The sequence below is a fragment of the Leuconostoc mesenteroides subsp. mesenteroides genome, assembly GCA_009676745.1.
Lineage (GTDB): Bacteria > Bacillota > Bacilli > Lactobacillales > Lactobacillaceae > Leuconostoc > Leuconostoc koreense.
In genome coordinates this window covers 287,054-305,664 of sequence record CP046062.1, presented here as the reverse complement: position 1 = coordinate 305,664, position 18,611 = coordinate 287,054, and the positions used below count along the sequence as shown (strand labels likewise).

Below are 18,611 nucleotides of genomic sequence, written 5' to 3'. Positions count from 1 at the left end.
ATACCAGTGTTTAAGGAGAAAAATATGACAACTACAAAAACAAAAAAATTAAATTATCATTTTGATCAAGTGGGGTCTTACTTACGTCCAGAAAGCTTGAAAGAAGCACGTGAGCAATATGCGCAAGGGACAATTTCGCGCGATGATTTACTAAAAGTGCAACATGATGAAATTAAAAATCTAGTTGATAAACAAGTTAAGGTTGGTCTATTGGCTGTCACTGATGGTGAATTCAATCGTTCATGGTGGCATTTAGACTTTTTAGGTCAACTCGGTGGATTTGAGTTTTATGATCAAAATGACTCGTACAAGTTTCACGGTCAAAAAACGCGATCAACTAATGTTCGTTTAAATGGCAAAGTTCATGCGAATTTAGACCATCCATTCTTTAAGGATTTTGAATATTTGAAATCAGTGACACCTGCGGGGGTGGAGCCAAAACAAACGATTCCATCACCGAGTTTGATTATTAATCGTGATCACCGTTCTGATTTATGGTCAAAATATTATGATTCATGGTCAGAATTTTTAGACGATTTAGCTCAAGCTTATCATGATACACTCCAGAAGTTCTATGATTTAGGTGCGCGTTATGTACAAATTGATGATACAACTTGGGCATACTTGATAGCGCAGTTGAACGCCCATTCTGACAATCCCGAGGAACGTGCAAATTTCGAACAAACAGCAGTCGATAATGTTTATGTAATTAATAAGGCGCTGGCTGGATTACCAGAAGATCTGAAATTAGCAACACACATTTGTCGTGGTAACTTTAAATCGACTTACTTGTTTGAAGGCGGTTACGAGCCAATTGCAAAGTATTTAGGACAACTAGACTATGACGCCTTTTTCTTAGAATATGATAATGATCGTTCAGGTGGATTTGAGCCTTTGAAAGAAATATATAACAATCGCCAAAATGTTGAAATTGTACTAGGATTGTTAACTTCTAAGTCAGCAGATTTAGAAGATGTTGATGAAGTTGTTGCAAGAATTAACGAGGCAGCAAACTATGTACCTAAGTCTAATTTGGCCCTATCAACACAATGTGGATTTTCTTCAACGGAAGAGGGGAATATCTTAACGATTCCTGATCAATGGAAAAAATTAGCCTTGATTAAACATATTGCTGATACGCAACTTGCTTGAAAATGAACACATGTATTAACAATCACATCTGTAAAATGTTAATATAATAGTAACCGCGGCTAATAATAAAAATCATGAGACAGATAAAATATTGGTAACGTTGTACCGCGCAAAAACGTTCCAATAGTCTATCGCTAAGAAATGGTATGGCACAAAGACCAAGGTCATTAAGCCATTATCTTATCTTGAAGGAGAAAAATAATGTCAGAAACAGTTGTTGAAAGTTTTACTTTGGATCATACAAAGGTTAAGGCACCTTATGTTCGTGTGATTGAAACACAAGCCGGTCCTAATGGTGGTAGCATTACTAATTATGATTTACGGTTAACACAACCTAATGAAACATCTATTGAAACAGGTGGATTGCATACCCTAGAACATTTATTTGCAGGCCTAGTTCGCGATGAAATTGATGGTATTATTGATATGTCACCATTTGGATGTCGCACTGGATTCCATGTCATCTCATGGGTAAATTACGATTCAGAAACACTAGCTAAAGTTTTCAAAAAAGTATTAGAAAGAATTGTTAGTGATGAAGTAACCGAAGTACCTGCAGCAGAAATCGAGAGTTGTGGGAACTACAAAGATCATAGCTTACATTCAGCTAAAGAATGGGCCAAAATTATTTTGGCACAGGGTATTTCCAGTGATGCGTTTGAACGTAAAATTGTTTAATTTTTAATGAAAAAAGCATTGACAAATTATTATAATATAGTATGATTATTCTAACAAAGAAAAGATAAGTAGTGTTGTAGCGTTAAAAAGAGAGTTTACGTTTGGTGAAAGTAGACAGCGCGAACACATGAAAATGGTCTTGGAGTTACTGTTATTGCGAACGCACGCTGATTCATTTATTGAAACGACGCAAGCAATGGCCGGGAGAGCCCGATATAGCGACATCAATTCTCAATATTATGTACAGATATTCTCGAAGCATGATAAAGATGATTGATATTGAGGTGTGCAGGCTTTTTGTCGACACATAAACACCGGGTGGTAACACGACGAGTCGTCCCGCAGTCTAAATTAATTAGACTGCGGGATTTTTTGTTGTTTTGTAACCACTAATAAAATTCGAAAAAAAGAGGAAAAATTATGACAACTCAGACACTAAAGGCACTAGGCTTTCAACATGTTGGTTCATTTCTACGACCAGCTGAATTAAAACAAGCACGGCAAGATTTTGAAGCTGGTAAGTTGACACAAGAAGAACTTGAAGGTGTTGAAAATTCAGCGATTGCGCATTTGGTTGATCAACAAATTGCTGCTGGAATAGCGGTGGTGACAGATGGCGAATTTCGTCGTTCATATTGGCACCTAGATAATTTCTGGGGATTCGGTGGTGTTGAAAGATTAAACTACGGAGAAGGCTACTTTTTCGCCCATGAAGAAACACGTGATGATTCAGCACGTTTAAATGGGAAATTAAGTTTTGATGCCAACGTACACCCATTTATTAAACATTTTAAGTTTCTTAAAGCACTGGCTGATGAAGCTGGTGTAGAAGCGAAAATTACCATTCCGTCACCATCACAATTTTATGCGGAACTAGTTCGTGGTACCAATGCTGATGTTGTATCAAACTTCTATACTACTGATGAAGAATTTTTTGCAGATATTAAGCGTGTTTACCATGAAGAAATCCTTGCATTATATGAAGCAGGAGCTAAAACAGTTCAATTAGATGACTGTACATGGGGCATGCTTGTAGATACTGATTTCTGGGAAAAAATGGCTGGATCAGGTTTTGATGTTCAACAATTGAAAACGCTGTATTTGGACTTGAACAACGGTGCAATTGCTAACTTACCAGAAGATTTGACCATTAATACACATATCTGCCGTGGAAATTACCATTCGGATTGGGCAGCTTCTGGTGGTTATGATGCGGTTGCTGATGAGTTATTTGGCCAAGAAAATGTATCAAGTTATTTCCTAGAATATGATTCAGAACGAGCAGGTGGTTTTGAACCTTTGGCTAAAGTATCAGGGGATAAAAAAGTTGTTCTCGGTCTGATTACAACTAAAACAGGTGAATTAGAAAAGAAAGAAGATATTATTAAGCGAATCCATGAAGCGGAAAAATATTTACCTTTGGATCGTTTATGGTTGTCAACACAGTGCGGATTCGCTTCTACTGAAGAAGGCAATATTTTAACCGAAGAACAACAGTGGGCCAAGTTGGCACTTGTTAAAGAAATCCTCGATGAAGTTTGGGGATAGATAAATGCATCGTCTAGGATACGATATTTGTAAGGAGTAGAAAAATGCAAGCAACAATACCTAATCAATTTTTTGAAACAACACGAGCATTAAGTACACTTCTTGGTTGCGGTTTAGTGCAAACACGAATGTGGTATCAGTAATCGTTTCATTAAACGTGGCATAAATATCACTTACATGAGGAAAATATTTTATGACTAATCCAGAGAAAAAATATGCATTTGAAACACTACAACTACATGCTGGCCAAGAAGAGGCAGATTCGGCGACAGGTGCGCGTGCTGTACCAATTTATCAGACAACGTCTTTTGTCTTTAAGGATGCTAAACAAGCGGCTGGGCGATTCGCTTTAACAGATGCTGGCAATATTTATGGGCGATTAACTAATCCAACCAATTCAGCTTTTGAAGCAAGAATTGCAGCGCTTGAAGGTGGCACAGCGGCTATATCATTAGCTTCTGGCGCAGCTGCAATTACCGCAGCAATATTAAATGTTGCTGGGGCTGGCGATCATATTGTTGCTGCCTCAACGCTGTATGGTGGTACAATCGAGTTGTTTTCAGAAACATTGAAGAAGCTATCTATTGATACAACATTTGTAGATCCAGATGATCCAGAAAATTTTGAAAAGGCCATTCAAGATAATACAAAAGTTATTTTCTTTGAAAGCTTAGGAAATCCCAAAATAAATATTATTGATTTTGAAGCTGTTGCAGCCATTGCGAAAAAGCATGGTATTATTTCCATTGTAGATTCTACCTTTGCAACACCGTTTTTGACTCGTCCGTTGGCATACGGTATTGATGTAGTTGTTCATTCAGCGACTAAGTTTATTGGTGGACATGGGACAACATTGGGTGGCGTAGTGATTGAAAAAGGAGATTTCGATTACGAAGCCTCCGGGCGCTATCCTGATTTCACCACACCAACACCATCTTATAACGGTATTGTTTGGGCTGATTTGAAAGGTGGTGCATTTGTAACTAAAATTCGTGCAGAACATTTACGTGACACGGGTGCAACCTTATCACCACAATCAGCGTTTTATCTGTTACAAGGATTAGAGACACTATCTTTGCGTATTGAGCGCCACGTAGCAAACACACGTAAAATTGTTTCTTACTTGAATAATAATGATCAAGTAGCATGGGTCAGTTATCCAGAATTAGATGATTCGCCATATAAGCCACTCGCTGACAAATATTTTAAGAACGGTGTTGGATCGATTTTCACATTTGGCTTAAAGGCTGGCGAATCTGGTGCAGAAACATTGATTAATAACTTAGATATTTTCTCGTTATTGGCTAATGTTGGAGATGCTAAGTCTTTGATTATTCATCCGAAATCAACAACACACGCCCAATTAAATGATGATCAGCTGCAAGCAGCAGGTATTACACCAGATTTGATACGTATTTCGATTGGTATCGAAAATGTGGATGATTTAATTAACGCTTTAGATGAAGCATTAGCATATGTAAAATAGGTAATGTTTACTACTGTGGAAAGATTTAACAGCATTTAATGGCGATTATTGTTTTTATTCAGTCAGAGGCGTGTTAAAATGACACTATTCATGTATCTGAAAGCGAGAAAATATAAAAAGTAGTCATTGATACAGTACTGTGTCATCTAGATGCTCAAAAAATATTTGACGCATTTGTTATGAAAAATAAATAGTTTTACACGAAGAAAAGATGAGTAGTGATTGGTGCATTGATAGAGAGCCTGTATTTGGTGAAAACAGGTAATGGCATATCATGAAGATGGTCTTAGAGTTTCGTTTTAGTGAGCGTGGTATGATTTTTAAAATCAAAGCGACGTAAACTATGGCCGGGAAAGCCCGTTATAGCTGTTTTAGTTTTCTAATACTGTATTGGAAGGCTGAAGTTAAGGTGTGCATCAAAGCATACGAATAACGGGTGGTAACACGAGGAATCGTCCCGCAATCTGAATTTTTTCGGATCGCGGGATTTTTTTATACTTTAAGAGTAGAGAGTTTGCTAAGGTGAATTTAATTAGCAAGGAGAGAAGATTGTGCGCGTAAATAATCAAACAATTTATTATTTACACACTGATAAAATAACGACAGCAGTTTATTTAAATGGCAGTGGGGCCGTTGATGCGGTTATATGAATTCAATTTTCACTGACTTGGTAGTAAAAATTGAGAGGATATCTATGACTAGAATTACGGACATTTATAAAAAGAAATCAGCCCCAGTACTGTCTTTTGAACTATTTCCACCAAAAACAGAAGATGGATTACACGCATTGTATAAAACTTTACAAGAAGTGAATCCAAAAGAAACTGGCGTTGATTATATTAGTGTGACATATGGTGCTGGCGGTGGTAGTAATCATAAAAAAACCAAAGAAATTGCAGAATATATCGAAAGGCAGTGTGGTACAACAGCTTTACATAATCTGACTGGTATTAACCAAACACCAAATAGTTTAAAAGATACTCTTGAAAAGATAAGTAAGGTAGGCATTGAAAACGTATTTGCACTTCGTGGTGATACACCGACAAAGGATTACGTGAATGAATATTATCCATTTGCAAAAGATCTAATCAAAGAGATTAAAAACGACGGGCGGTTTGATATTGGTGCAGCAATTTATCCAGAGGGGCATGTTGATAATCTAATGACAGGAATCAGTGTGACTGGGGTTAAAGAAAAGGTAATTAGTGGTACAGAATTTCTAATTTCTCAACTATTTTTTGATAATGGCGTTTTCTATAACATGCAAGAGGCACTTAAAGAAAATTATATCAAGGTACCAGTATCTGCTGGTATTTTACCTATCATTAGCCGTGCGCAGGTTGAACGTATTACCTATATGACTGGTTCATCTTTGCCGGCACGTTTGGCGAAAATTGTTCATAAATATGAAAATCAACCAGAGGCCTTGCAACAGGCGGGAATTGAATATGCATTAGAGCAAATCCATGACTTGTTAGATCATGGGGTTGACGGTATTCATTTGTATGCGATGAACCAACCAAACGTTTTGGAGACAATGTTGCCCGAAATTAATAAGCACATTCGATCAAAAAAATTAACATTTTGATGCAATAAACGAAAGAAGAAGCTCATGAAAGTAACATGTCGAAAAGTCTATTACTTGCATACTAATAAAATTCTAACGGCTGTCTTTCTTACTGGTAGTGGTTCTGTTGATAGGTTTAAATGAAGTTATTTGTCAATTACCAGATTATTTAAAACGAGGAGAAAAATATGACAAATACAGTAAAATCATCAAATTTAGGTTACCCACGACTAGGCGAACACCGTGAATGGAAAAAACTACTTGAATCTTATTGGCAAGGTAAAATAGATGAAGTGCAGTTTAATGAAACTGCTAAAAAACTACGTTTAATTCATTTAAAAAAACAAATTGAATTTGGTTTGGATATTGTTCCTGTCGCAGACAATTCAAACTACGATCATGTATTAGATACGATAGCTGCTTTCAACTTAATTCCTACTCGATTTGGGAGTTATGATCGTCCTTTAACACTGGATGAATATTTTTCAGTAGCTCGTGGGAACAAGGATAACGTGGCTGCTGATATGACAAAGTGGTTTAATATTAATTATCATTACACGGTTCCTGAATTTGATAATACAACGCCACGTTTGTTAGACAACCGTTGGTTAAAGTATTGGCAGGAAGCTAAAGATGAATTAGATATCAATGGTAAGCCTGTCATTGTTGGTCCTGTAACATTAATCAAACTTGGTAAGTTGAATGGTGAATATGTATCTACGCCAGCAGATATTAATCAATTATTAGAACAAATTTTACCACTTTATGGACAAGTATTTAAGGAGTTGCAGGCAGCTGGTGCGACATGGATTCAACTAGACGAACCTACACTAGTCAAAGTAGCGGATGAAGCTGAAGTGGAACCATATCGTCGTGCCACGGAGTATCTGAATGAGGTGGCACCAAAATTAAACATTGAACTACAAACATATTTTGATTCCATTGATCCTTATCAAGCGGTGACTAAACTACCCGTACAAGCACTCGGGTTAGATTTTGTTCATGATCACGGTGAAAATTCCGATAATATTCGCAAATTTGGATTTCCAGCAGACAAAATATTGGCCGCAGGAATAATTGATGGGCATAACGTTTGGACAGCTAATTTGCAAGAAAAAGCTAATTTTGCTGAAGAATTACGCACGATAGCACCAAAACTATGGATACAGCCTTCCAATACGCTGCTTCATGTACCCATTACAAAAAAATATGAAACCAAAGCCAGTCCTGAGCTGTTTGGTGGCTTAGCATTTGCTGACGAAAAAGTACAAGAGTTAGTTGCTTTAACTAAAAAGTTGAATGGTGATGATGTGTCAGCAATATTTGAACAAAATGCTGCTGCTCTGGAGACATTAAATCGTTCACAAGCCCGGAATAATAAAGTAGTGCAAGAAGCCATACAACATTTATCACAGGAACAGTTCGAACGTCATTCAAAGTATGCCGAACGGTCTAAGAAGCAAGAGGACAGTTTGCATTTACCGTTGTTGCCAACAACTACAATTGGCTCGTTTCCACAATCAGCCGATGTACGTTCTAAGCGTGCAGCCTGGCGTAAGGGTGAATTGTCTGATGCGCAATACAATGATTTTATTGAATCAGAAACTAAGCGTTGGATACAACTACAAGAAGATATTGGTCTAGATGTTCTGGTCCATGGCGAATTTGAACGTACTGATATGGTGGAATACTTTGGGCAAAAATTAGCTGGATTTTTTGCTACACAAAATGGCTGGGTGCAATCTTATGGCTCACGTGGCGTTCGTCCACCAGTTATTTTTGGAGATGTTGATTATATTGAGCCTATTACTGTGAAAGAGTCAGCCTTTGCACAAGCACAAACTAATAAACCAGTGAAGGGGATGTTAACTGCGCCATTAACAATTATTAATTGGTCGTTTGTGCGTGATGATATCCCACGAACTACGGTTCAGAATCAGATTGCCCTATCGTTGCGTCAAGAAGTTATTAATTTGGAAAAGGCTGGTATTAAAATTATTCAAGTAGATGAACCAGCTCTACGTGAAGGGCTTCCATTGAAACAACGTAATTGGCAAAATTATCTGGACGAAGCTATTTATTCATTTAAAATCACTACAACTGGTGTGCGTGATGAGACGCAGATTCACACACATATGTGTTATTCAGATTTTGAGGACATTATTAGCACTATTTCCGGATTAGATGCTGATGTGATTTCCATTGAAACTTCGCGTTCACATGGCGAAATTATTTCAGCTTTTGAAGAGGCACAGTATGATAAGCAAATCGGGTTAGGTGTTTATGACATTCATTCGCCTCGTATTCCTTCAGTGGCAGAGATTGCGGACAATATCCGCCGTGGTCTAAAAGTTATTAATCATCATCAGTTCTGGGTTAATCCAGATTGTGGTTTAAAAACACGTAACGAAAAGCAAACACTTGAAGCATTGCAAAACCTGGAAGCTGCGCGAAAGCTAGTTTTTTCTGAAATAGCTAGTAACGGGTAGAATAAAAAAGATGACCGGAGAGGGTCATCTTTTTTAATGATTGAATTTTTGTATTTGAAAAAAATCAAGTAAGAAAGTCAAAATGGGTAATCCGATAATTAGTCCCCAAACACCAAAAAAGTGTTCCATGATAATTAAGTTTAATAAGATAATTAAAATAGGCATGTGTGTTTTTTGAGACATTAGATGGGGATGTAGGAAGTAAGACTCGAACAGATGTATTAAAGCAACAGCAACCACAATGACAATCACGGTATTCCAATTGCCAATGATGAAAGCAGTGATAGTCAAAGGAACCAATGAAATAACAACCCCAAATACAGGGATTAATCCCAATACAAAAATTAAAATCGTAAATCCTAATAAATAGGGGAAATGTAATGATAAGAGCACTAAGAACATCAGCGCTGTATTAATGGTACAAATGATGAGTTGGATTTCAAACAATTTACCCAAAATAATAATAAAACGATGGACGATGATATAGAACTCACCAAAAAATTTTTTGAATGGACTATGTAAAAAATTCATGCTCCATAAACGTAATTTTGGATAAGTCATACTAAATATAAAACTAAATAGTAAAGCTAACACTAATTGATAAATCACGTGGCCAATATGATTTAATTGCGATAAACTTTCAGAAATTAAGTCCTTACTGTTAAACATAGAAGTATATTCATGAATGTTTTTGTATACATCTTGCAACAGAGCATTGTCTTGCCAATTCCAACTCATGGATAAATTAATCATACTTTTCATTTGCTCAATTAGCGTAGTAGCACCGTGTTGAATGGCTAATGACACAACACTAATAAAAATAATATACACTAACGCAATTGATACAGCACGAGATATTTTCAAAAAATGAGTTAATGGCTTAGCAACACTCATTGCTAGGTAAGAAAATATAATTGTTAATAACAGTAAAGACATGAACTGTTTTAAAGCAATAATCAGAAGAATAATAATTAACAAAACACCATAGCGATAAGGTATTCTTTTCTGAATAGTTTCTAGTAGATTCATGTAACTTCCCCCAAGTAATTGTAGTATCTATTATATCTGAAATTAGGAGCAATGGTTGATGTTTGTAAGAATAAGCTGCTTTCTATAAATGTGTTTTAAATTAGTATAATTAGACTATTGACATTTTATACTCTTTGTGACATAATGATTCTATTAACTAAAAGGAAAAAATCTTATGAATAGTTTAAGTTCAACTAACTTCACACAAATCATTAAGATCAACGTCGTCATTATTATTTGACTTCGAGGTTGGTCTACTTTTTGATGCCAGCCTTGAAAAAAGGCTGGCGTGGAGTGGTTGGATTTTTTCAACATACTTTAAGAAGCGCTAGTTTATCTAGCGCTTCTTTTTTTCTTATAGTTTTACCATAATCGTATAAACAATTATGGTAGAGAGTGATTTTTATTGATAATATAGGAGGACAGGACTATGGATGCACCATTGTCTACAACAACGGCCAAAGAAGAGGCCAAAACAGTAAGTGATATGAAAGAACGACCACGTAAAGTAAGTGAAGTTGTCTTTGATGTTTCACAAGGAATTTCCAATGCCATCTTAGCCGTCCTTGGTATGGGACTACTAATGGCATCAATAGGAAATATATTTAACTACACACCGCTAATTCAGGCTGGATTAATGGGCCAAAAAATGTTGGCACCAGCGTTAGGTGTCGGTATTGCTATGATGATGCGTGCAAATATCCTGACAACAGGTGCTGCATTGATTGCCGCAACAGTTGGATCCAACGCTGTTTACTTTACATCGACGGTTGCGCCAGCAACACATACTGCCACTGGTTGGGTGGCTGATCAAGCTGCGGGTTCAATAGTGATGACATCTGGACAACCAATTTCTGCGGTGCTGGCAGCACTATTGGCCGTACTTGTTGGTAACTGGTTAACAGGTAAAACACCATTAGATATGATGTTAGTACCGTTGGGTGCCGTATTAGCAGGAACATTCTTTGGTTTAGCAACAGCATCTGTCACGACGCCATTTCTAAATTGGGTATCTGAAGAATTAGCTTCGACGATGAAGATTAATCCGTTCTTAGGAGCTTTCGTGGTTGCTGTTGTGTGGTTCTTATTCTTAATGACACCGGCCTCATCAGCGGCCTTAGCCATTGCAGTTATGTTAGATCCTTTATCAGGTGGTGCCGCATTAGTTGGTACAACGGCAGGATTTGTAATGTACACAGCAATGGGTTGGAAGCAAAATGATTTGGGTGCTAACCTAGCGCAAGTCATCGTTACACCCAAAGTGCAATTTCCCAATCTGTTAAAAAGTCCGTTATTGTTATTTGGACCAGCACTAATTGCAGGTGTATCAGCCATATTTGCTGTTGGTGTCTTCAATTTTAAGGTTCCTTATGCAATCGCCGGATTAGGTTTGAATGGCTTCATCGCCCCAATTGCTTTGGCAACGTCAGACCCACGTGGCCTTGTCCTAATGATCATCTTCGGAGTTGTTGTACCAACTGTTGCAGGACTAGTATTCTATTATGTTTTGAAAAAGCTTGGTAAAACCAAGAAGAACGATCTGCATCTGGATGTAGTATAAAAATAATTAAATTTCGAAAATGTACAATCAATGCAAATGTCATCGAGTCGTCATATAGACGGCTTTTTTTACTACACAAAATAGCGTAGAATATGTTGAGTAATAAATAATTGTATTGAGAGAAATGATATGTTTGAAAATGTTAAGCGAACATTGATTGGTAAACCGTTGAAGACACTTGATGAAGGTGGTCAATCGTTATCTAAAACCAAAGCATTGGCACTTTTATCATCCGATGCTTTGTCATCGGTAGCCTACGGTACTGAGTCAATTACAACTGCTTTATTGGCTGCAGGTGCAATGGCCTTATGGTTACAAGTTCCCATTGCATTGCTTGTTTTAGTATTATTATCTGCTATCGTCATGAGTTATCGGCAGATTATCCATGCTTACCCGTCAGGTGGTGGTGCTTATGCGGTAGCCAGTGAGAATTGGGGAGCAAAAGCAGGGCTAGTCGCTGGTGGATCGTTGCTTGTTGATTATATGTTGACTGTGGCCGTTTCCGCCTCAGCTGCTTCCGATGCAATCACGGCCGCATTTCCGGCTACGCTACCATTTACCGTGCCGTTGTCCATTATTATTGTTTTACTACTAACAGGTATGAATTTGCGTGGGTTACGCGAAAGTGCTAATTTTTTGATGATACCAGTTTATTTTTTCATTGTGGTGATAGTAGCTATGATTGCTTGGGGTGTTTTCCAAGCGTTGACAGGACAATTGCCATATCATGCAGCCGCAAAAATTGGTACGAGTTTTAGTGGTTTATCGTTAGTTTTATTCATGCGTGCCTTTTCAAGTGGATCATCTTCGTTGACAGGTGTTGAGGCAATTTCTAACGCTGTGCCTAACTTTAAGGAACCAAAAGAAAAGCATGCAGCCGCAACATTAGCAACAATGGCTGTTATTTTGGCAATTTTCTTTGGTGGTATTACATTTCTGAGTTACTGGTTAGGTATTACGCCAAATAGTAAGTCGACCGTAGTATCACAGATTGCTGCAATCACATTTGGTGGTTATCACGTCGGTTTTTATATGGTACAATTTGCAACAGCAATGATTTTAGCTGTTGCTGCCAATACCGGTTTTTCTGCCTTTCCGTTGCTTGCATTAAATTTAGCTCGCGATAAATATCTCCCGCATCTTTATATGGATAGGGGTGATCGGTTGGGCTATTCTAATGGTATTCTTTCTCTGGCCTTTGGTGCAATTGTGCTTATCATGATTTTTCATGGGTCAACAGATGCTTTGATTCCACTATACGCAGTTGGTGTCTTTGTACCGTTTACATTATCACAATCGGGTATGATTATTCACTGGTGGCGTACTAAACCACAAAATTGGTTAGTTAAGGCGTTTATTAATTTTATTGGTGCCTTTATTTCCGCCGTTTTAGTTATCACACTTTTTGCAACGAGAATTGAACATGTTTGGCCATACCTCTTCATTATGCCCATAATTTTGTTTATGTTCTTGAAAATTAAACATCATTATATGAGTATTGGTAAACAATTACGTTTACAATATCTAAAAAATGATAATGCTGAGCGTCACCATTACGACGGCGCAACAGTAATTGTTTTAGTTTCAAACATTACAAAAGTGACGATGGAGGCCATTGATTATGCACAATCTATTGGAGATTATGTGGTTGCTATGCACGTTAGTTTTGATGTTAATCCGAAAAAAGAGTTAAAAACATCCACGCAATTTAAATTAGATTTTCCTGATGTGCGTTATGTTGATATTCATTCTTCTTATCGCTCGATTGTTAAACCTTCTTTGAGTTTTGTAGATGCTGTGGTGAAGCAGGCAAAGAAGCGCAACCATTCTGTCACTGTGTTGATACCCCAATTTGTTCCCAAGCAACCTTGGCAAAATATCTTGCATAACCAAAATTCGTTGCGCTTGCGTGCAGCCTTTGCGGCCCGTGAGGATATTTCGGTATCAACATATTATTATCATTTATCAGAGTAAATTAAATACAACCCATCGGGTTGTGTACATATAGTAATTTGAAAGGAAAAATGCAGGTTCTATGCTAATCTGTGTGAGCTATAGTAATGTCACAGGACACAAAATTAATTTTATTTTTTATTTGGGTAGTCATTGCCATGTTGATTTCAACAGTAGGTCTAATTATGATTATGCGTTGGTACCATAGAGAAGTGACTAAGGTTAAAAAGCAACAAGCCGAAGAGCATGAAAAAATTAATAATCAGGACAAAAATATTTAAAAAGCAACAACTGGTCGGCCAGTTGTTGCTTTTTTATAGCTTTTAAAATGTCTCTGTTTCAATCAGATTTAGTTTCGTTTGCCAATCAATCGTTGAGTATTTTTTATTTAAGATTGTTGTTAAAACACGTTTAGCTAAATTACCGTTGCGTGTGAAAATTGGTCCATGAAAATAGGAACCGTAGACGTTACGGTAAATAACACCCTCAGTGTTGTCTATACCATTATTTCCATTACCGGAAACAACAGAACCTAATGCTCGTTCGTTCTTACCTAGGAAAGTACGCCCCTGATGATTTTCAAATCCATGGTAGGTTTCACCGGTTTCGTTGTTTTTGATTACAATGTTACCGGTCAATCGCTTGCCTTTTAGTGTTGTTAATTTTTCGTCATGCATATTGGTGGTGTAGTGATCCATTACACCAATACCATCGACTTTTGTTCCATCAGCCATGAGCATATATTTACCTAATAGTTGAAAACCACCACAGACGGCTAATAATGCACCATCATTTTCAATATACTCTCGAATAGGGTTCGCTTTGGATTTCAGATCATGGGCGACAATCGTCTCTTCATAATCTTGGCCACCACCAAATAAGACAAAATCATATGCGGTAGCATTAAATTCATCCCCAAGAGATACCAAATGGTAATCAACAGCAACACCGATTTGCTTAGCATAATAGGTTAAGGCAATGATATTGCCATAATCACCATAGGTGTTCATTAGGTTGCCATATAAATGCGCTATAGAAATATCGTAACCAGCCATTAGAAACCTCCTTTGATATAGCCCTTAGCACTTAATTGTTCGCGCAATTGTAACATTGCCGTATAAGTAGCAGCAATATAAACTTTTTGGGTTGGTAGAGATTTGATAGCTGTCACGACTTCTGAGAGATCTTCATGAACAGTTTGGTCTGTAAAACCAGCCATCTTCAAACGCACACGTAAGTCTTGATAACGTTCGCCACCAGTCGCTACGGCTTGTATTTTTGTATCATGTAATTTCTCAAATTCAGCATCCCAAATCCAACTGGTATCAATGCCATCAGCGTAATTTGCATTTAATAGTGCCAAAAGAGAGAATTCATCTTTTTCGGTGAGCATCATGTCGATGACTGAATTAGTACCGACAGGATTCTTAATCAATACGATAATTACATCTTTGCCATCAACATTAATGGCTTCTTGACGGCCAAAAATCTGCGCATTTGATTCAAATGCTTTTTTGATTTGTTCAGGAGCGACACCAAATTCACGCCCTACAGAAAAAGCTGCTAAAGCATTATAGATATTATATAAACCACCAATCTCAATACGCAAGGGTGTGTTGTCAATACTAAAAGTTGAATAGCGTGGTGTTAACTTATCTACACTGGTGATGCGATAAGTTAACTCAGGGCGTGAAAACTCGTCAGTTGTACTAAAATACTTACCCAAGTTAGCGTAAGTAATAAAATCATAGTGAAGTACGGAATTATCGGTTGGTGACAGGATACCATCCGTGTTAATTGGTGCAACATTAGGATTGTAATCTGTTGGTACAATATGATCAAAACCAAAATAACGACGTGTGTTGGTGAAATTACCACGCGTAAAGATAGGTGAATCACCATTGGCTAGAACAAGCGCTTCCGGTGCGTTCTTAATTCCAGAAACGATTTTTTCGTAAGTCGTGTAAATTTCCCCATAGCGATCCATCTGATCACGGAAAATATTGGTTAGTACAAACATTTTTGGTTGGATTGCTGCCGTTATTTTTTCAACATTGGCTTCATCAACTTCGAGCACGGCTAGTGGTTTTTTACCGTTAGGTGATTTTTTAATTTTTGTCGTCACTAAGGTTCCGGTAATACCTTGAATCATGTTTGACCCAGAAGGGTTAGTGATAACTTGATAGCCACCAGCTTGTAAAACACGAGTGATTAATGCAGTCGTGAGTGTTTTTCCGTTGGTTCCAGTGACAATAATCAAATCAAAATCTTGTTGAATTGTTTTTAAGATGTCAGGATCAATCGAAACAGCTAGTTTACCGGGTAAACTGGTTCCACCACGATGTAAAATATTTCGTAAAAACCAGTACGAAGTTTTTGCTGTGACGCGTGCAATTGAACTTTTAACTGTCATAATATCCCCACTTTCATGATTTTAATTTTACCATGAACAAGTGTGCGGTGGGGAATTTCATACAATGTTTGCATAGACATTTATAAAGTATCATTTTGAAGCATGTTTAACAGTAAGGAAACAACCAAACTAAAATATCCTTATGCAGTCATGTTAAAATGAAAACAACATAACAGTCAGAAAATCAACCATAATCTGCTGACGATAATCAATAATGTCGTATGAATTTACTTTGGAAAGGCGTCCCAATGAAGAAAATAGTCATTGCATCGAATAATTCAGCTAAAACACGGGAGATTCAACAAGTGTTTGCTGAGTCTGGTGTCCAGGTGGTCAATTATCGCTCAATAATCAGTGAAAAAAAGTTTCCAGAAGAAACGACTGATGATCAATTTGAAAATGCTTTAGCTAAGGCACGTTTTATTAAGCAATTTTTGCCAAAAGAATGGGTTTTAGCTGATGATACAGGTACGTATTTTGCCGCCTTTCCAGACAGGTTTGGATTAACTATTGCTCGTGAATTTAAAAGGTTGGGACTTAAATCTATTCAGGAAGAAGATGAATACTTATTGGAGTTGTATACATCCGATATGGACCGAGGTGCTTATTTAGAGGCTTTATTTGTCTTATTAACACCAGATGACCAAGTGAAACGTGCCATCGGGCGAGGTGGAACTAAGTTAGCTTTGGCCGAACGCGGTCAGTTTTCGGTAGGATTTGATACCTTGTTTGAAGCCGAAAATGGTCAGACTTTTGCAGAAATGCCAACTGACATTCGCGTATCTTATTCACATCGTGGGCGTGCTGCAAAAAACCTGTTGGCACAATTGCAACCTGCTGAATTAGCAAGTTTGGTTCATAAATAATTGGGAACTTCTAGAATTCAACAAATATTTAATCTTATTATAAGGTCCATTTGCTAGACTAAAAGTGAAGCTTAAGCTGCTTTTTTATGAAGGAAAATAGGATAGATGAAATCAAAAAAGAAAGTATCAAAATCAAGAAAGTATCCACGACGTAGATACTCGTGGATTGTTGCCGTACTGATTATTAGTGGTTTAGCCGGAATGTATACGATTAGAACAAACAGCATCAGCCTACCAGATAATATAAAAGTATTGCCACAAAAGGTGTTGAACGCAACACTATTGAGGCATACATCACAAACACACACAACAGTTAGTGGTGAACAGGTTGTTTTAAAGACAACTATCTTAGGGAAAACTTTTTTGATTTCAGATACAACTCAAAAGAAGTTAACAGGACTACAAACAATCGGTCAAAAAGAATATTACTTCTCACCTCAAACTGGTGAAATGGTGTATGGTTTGCAGAAAATTAATGACGATTATTATTATTTTGATAAAAATGGCGTGAATAATACTGCCATAGCATACGAAAAAATTGCGCCATCTATTCAAAGTGATAATAAAATCATTGAAGAGGTTATTTCAGGCGGTATGACATTAGTTGGGAAAAGCCCGTATGTCTATGGTGGTGGTCGTACTGATAGTTCTATAGCTAAAAACGAATTTGATTGTTCTTCCTTCATCGCTTGGTTTTACCGAAAGGCTGGTTTACCGTTAGTTGTGCAATCAGCAGCGTCAACAACTTCATTAGCACAAACTGGTACAGAGGTTGCATGGTCTAATATGCAACGTGGTGATGTGCTAGTGACACCAAATACCTATACTGAAGATCGTCTTCATGCCGTTATTTATCTTGGTAATGGTTTTATTTTGCATGATTCATCGCCCACTAATGGTGTAGCCATTAGCCGTTTAAATGAGTTAGTTAATTATAAAACGTCTAAAACATTGACATGGGGCGATTTGTTAAAGCCAGGAACAGTTCGTCGTGAAACAGGTGTATGATTTTTATCTATATAATATCTTTTTCGGTTCCAGTCACTTAATCGTGGCTTTTTTGTTATCGTAAATATTGCTATAATATTATTAGTATTGTCTATATTTTTGTTTAGACACATAATGTTGTTGATAAATATTATTATTTTTATGATATACACGGACTTTTTAAGTTAATCAAAAGGGGAATCGTGTTTTCGATAGCTCGTAAACACAGTAAGAAAATGGCACAATTATTCTTTGAGTATGGCGCAATGAGTTCCGGAAAGTCTATTGAAATTCTTAAGGTTGCGCATAATTATGAATCACAGGGACGTAAAGTGTTATTGATGACACCAATTATGGATACAAGAGCTGGCGCTGGTGTCGTTGCTAGTCGCATTGGTCTTTCTAGAGAGGCTGTGGCAGTCCAACCAGAAGACGATCTATACCAATTGATTGCGAGTATGAAAGATGATCATTTGGCAGTAGTTTTAATTGACGAAGCACAGTTTCTCGCTACTAAACAAGTGGATCAGCTAGCTTACGTGGTTGATCATTTGAACATTCCAGTAATGACTTTTGGGTTGAAGCAAGATGCCTTCAATCATTTATTCGAAGGATCAAAACGTTTAATAGAGTTGGCTGATAAGTTAGAAGAAATGAAAACCATTTGCTCATTTTGCGGTAAAAAAGCAACAACGCAATTGCGTATTGTTGATGGACAGCCACAACGGGAAGGTGCGCAAGTTTTTATTGGCGGGGATGAAGCTTATATTCCTACATGCCGTCATCATTGGTTTAATCCTGATTTCGATAAAATAGCTGAGATGTTTCCAGTTAAATAATTCAATTCATCAAGTAATCTTTGGTCTAAATACCACTAAAAAC

The 18,611-nt window shown here is 37.2% G+C and carries 14 protein-coding genes; 11 read left to right on the top strand and 3 right to left on the bottom strand.

Annotated features, from left to right (window positions below; genetic code table 11):
• Positions 1–24: 24 nt before the first annotated feature.
• The 6 genes from GJV51_01440 to metE all read left to right on the top strand — a co-directional run bounded on the left by GJV51_01440 (position 25) and on the right by metE (position 8,920).
• Positions 25–1,152: a vitamin B12 independent methionine synthase gene (locus GJV51_01440; protein ID QGM24734.1), complete on the top strand. Its 1,128-nt coding sequence runs from the start codon at positions 25–27 to the stop codon at positions 1,150–1,152.
• Between the two features lie 201 nt (positions 1,153–1,353).
• A complete protein-coding gene (locus tag GJV51_01435) occupies positions 1,354–1,830 on the top strand; it encodes an S-ribosylhomocysteine lyase (GenBank protein QGM24733.1) in 477 nt (158 codons plus the stop codon).
• A gap of 420 nt (positions 1,831–2,250) precedes the next feature.
• Entirely contained in the window at positions 2,251–3,378 is a 1,128-nt protein-coding gene (locus GJV51_01430) for a 5-methyltetrahydropteroyltriglutamate--homocysteine S-methyltransferase (protein QGM24732.1), read from the top strand.
• Between the two features lie 193 nt (positions 3,379–3,571).
• The gene (locus GJV51_01425; GenBank protein ID QGM24731.1) at positions 3,572–4,864 is read left to right on the top strand and encodes an aminotransferase class V-fold PLP-dependent enzyme; all 1,293 of its coding nucleotides are present in this window, start codon (positions 3,572–3,574) and stop codon (positions 4,862–4,864) included.
• Between the two features lie 694 nt (positions 4,865–5,558).
• Positions 5,559–6,452 (top strand): methylenetetrahydrofolate reductase, encoded by an 894-nt coding sequence (locus tag GJV51_01420; protein ID QGM24730.1) that lies wholly within the window; start codon positions 5,559–5,561, stop codon positions 6,450–6,452.
• Positions 6,453–6,619: 167 nt separating this feature from the next.
• Positions 6,620–8,920, top strand: a complete 2,301-nt coding sequence (gene metE / locus GJV51_01415) for a 5-methyltetrahydropteroyltriglutamate--homocysteine S-methyltransferase (protein QGM24729.1) — start codon at positions 6,620–6,622, stop codon at positions 8,918–8,920.
• 33 nt (positions 8,921–8,953) lie between these two features.
• Here metE and GJV51_01410 read toward each other — a convergent pair whose 3' ends face one another.
• Positions 8,954–9,949, bottom strand: coding sequence for an AI-2E family transporter (locus tag GJV51_01410; GenBank protein QGM24728.1), 996 nt, complete (start codon positions 9,947–9,949; stop codon positions 8,954–8,956).
• Positions 9,950–10,379: 430 nt separating this feature from the next.
• Here GJV51_01410 and GJV51_01405 point away from each other — a divergent pair, with 430 nt between their 5' ends.
• Both GJV51_01405 and GJV51_01400 read left to right on the top strand, forming a co-directional pair.
• A complete protein-coding gene (locus tag GJV51_01405; GenBank protein QGM24727.1) occupies positions 10,380–11,510 on the top strand; it encodes a PTS sugar transporter subunit IIC in 1,131 nt (376 codons plus the stop codon).
• Between the two features lie 129 nt (positions 11,511–11,639).
• Complete coding sequence (locus tag GJV51_01400; GenBank protein QGM24726.1) at positions 11,640–13,484, top strand: amino acid permease; 1,845 nt, start codon at positions 11,640–11,642, stop codon at positions 13,482–13,484.
• A gap of 302 nt (positions 13,485–13,786) precedes the next feature.
• Here GJV51_01400 and GJV51_01395 read toward each other — a convergent pair whose 3' ends face one another.
• Together GJV51_01395 and GJV51_01390 are read right to left on the bottom strand one after the other, a co-directional pair.
• Positions 13,787–14,518, bottom strand: coding sequence for a glutamine amidotransferase (locus tag GJV51_01395; protein QGM24725.1), 732 nt, complete (start codon positions 14,516–14,518; stop codon positions 13,787–13,789).
• A complete protein-coding gene (locus GJV51_01390; GenBank protein ID QGM24724.1) occupies positions 14,518–15,876 on the bottom strand; it encodes a DUF1727 domain-containing protein in 1,359 nt (452 codons plus the stop codon). Before GJV51_01390 ends, GJV51_01395 begins: the two co-directional genes overlap by 1 nt.
• 248 nt (positions 15,877–16,124) lie before the next feature.
• Between GJV51_01390 and GJV51_01385 the strand changes: the two genes are divergently transcribed.
• The 3 genes from GJV51_01385 (at position 16,125) to GJV51_01375 (ending at position 18,568) form a co-directional block, all read left to right on the top strand.
• A complete protein-coding gene (locus tag GJV51_01385) occupies positions 16,125–16,742 on the top strand; it encodes a non-canonical purine NTP pyrophosphatase (protein ID QGM24723.1) in 618 nt (205 codons plus the stop codon).
• Positions 16,743–16,847: 105 nt separating this feature from the next.
• Positions 16,848–17,750, top strand: a complete 903-nt coding sequence (locus tag GJV51_01380) for a gamma-glutamyl-diamino acid-endopeptidase (protein QGM24722.1) — start codon at positions 16,848–16,850, stop codon at positions 17,748–17,750.
• Positions 17,751–17,965: 215 nt separating this feature from the next.
• Positions 17,966–18,568: a thymidine kinase gene (locus tag GJV51_01375; protein QGM26091.1), complete on the top strand. Its 603-nt coding sequence runs from the start codon at positions 17,966–17,968 to the stop codon at positions 18,566–18,568.
• Positions 18,569–18,611: the final 43 nt, after the last annotated feature.

Bases quoted from the DNA above. Each gene is read 5' to 3' on its own strand.
- GJV51_01440 (QGM24734.1), top strand. From the start codon at position 25: ATGACAACTACAAAAACAAAAAAATTAAATTATCATTTTGATCAAGTG.
- GJV51_01390 (QGM24724.1), bottom strand. From the start codon at position 15,876: ATGACAGTTAAAAGTTCAATTGCACGCGTCACAGCAAAAACTTCGTAC.
- GJV51_01435 (QGM24733.1), top strand. From the start codon at position 1,354: ATGTCAGAAACAGTTGTTGAAAGTTTTACTTTGGATCATACAAAGGTT.
- GJV51_01410 (QGM24728.1), bottom strand. From the start codon at position 9,949: ATGAATCTACTAGAAACTATTCAGAAAAGAATACCTTATCGCTATGGT.
- GJV51_01375 (QGM26091.1), top strand. From the start codon at position 17,966: ATGGCACAATTATTCTTTGAGTATGGCGCAATGAGTTCCGGAAAGTCT.
- GJV51_01425 (QGM24731.1), top strand. From the start codon at position 3,572: ATGACTAATCCAGAGAAAAAATATGCATTTGAAACACTACAACTACAT.
- GJV51_01420 (QGM24730.1), top strand. From the start codon at position 5,559: ATGACTAGAATTACGGACATTTATAAAAAGAAATCAGCCCCAGTACTG.
- metE (QGM24729.1), top strand. From the start codon at position 6,620: ATGACAAATACAGTAAAATCATCAAATTTAGGTTACCCACGACTAGGC.
- GJV51_01395 (QGM24725.1), bottom strand. From the start codon at position 14,518: ATGGCTGGTTACGATATTTCTATAGCGCATTTATATGGCAACCTAATG.
- GJV51_01380 (QGM24722.1), top strand. From the start codon at position 16,848: ATGAAATCAAAAAAGAAAGTATCAAAATCAAGAAAGTATCCACGACGT.
- GJV51_01430 (QGM24732.1), top strand. From the start codon at position 2,251: ATGACAACTCAGACACTAAAGGCACTAGGCTTTCAACATGTTGGTTCA.
- GJV51_01400 (QGM24726.1), top strand. From the start codon at position 11,640: ATGTTTGAAAATGTTAAGCGAACATTGATTGGTAAACCGTTGAAGACA.
- GJV51_01385 (QGM24723.1), top strand. From the start codon at position 16,125: ATGAAGAAAATAGTCATTGCATCGAATAATTCAGCTAAAACACGGGAG.
- GJV51_01405 (QGM24727.1), top strand. From the start codon at position 10,380: ATGGATGCACCATTGTCTACAACAACGGCCAAAGAAGAGGCCAAAACA.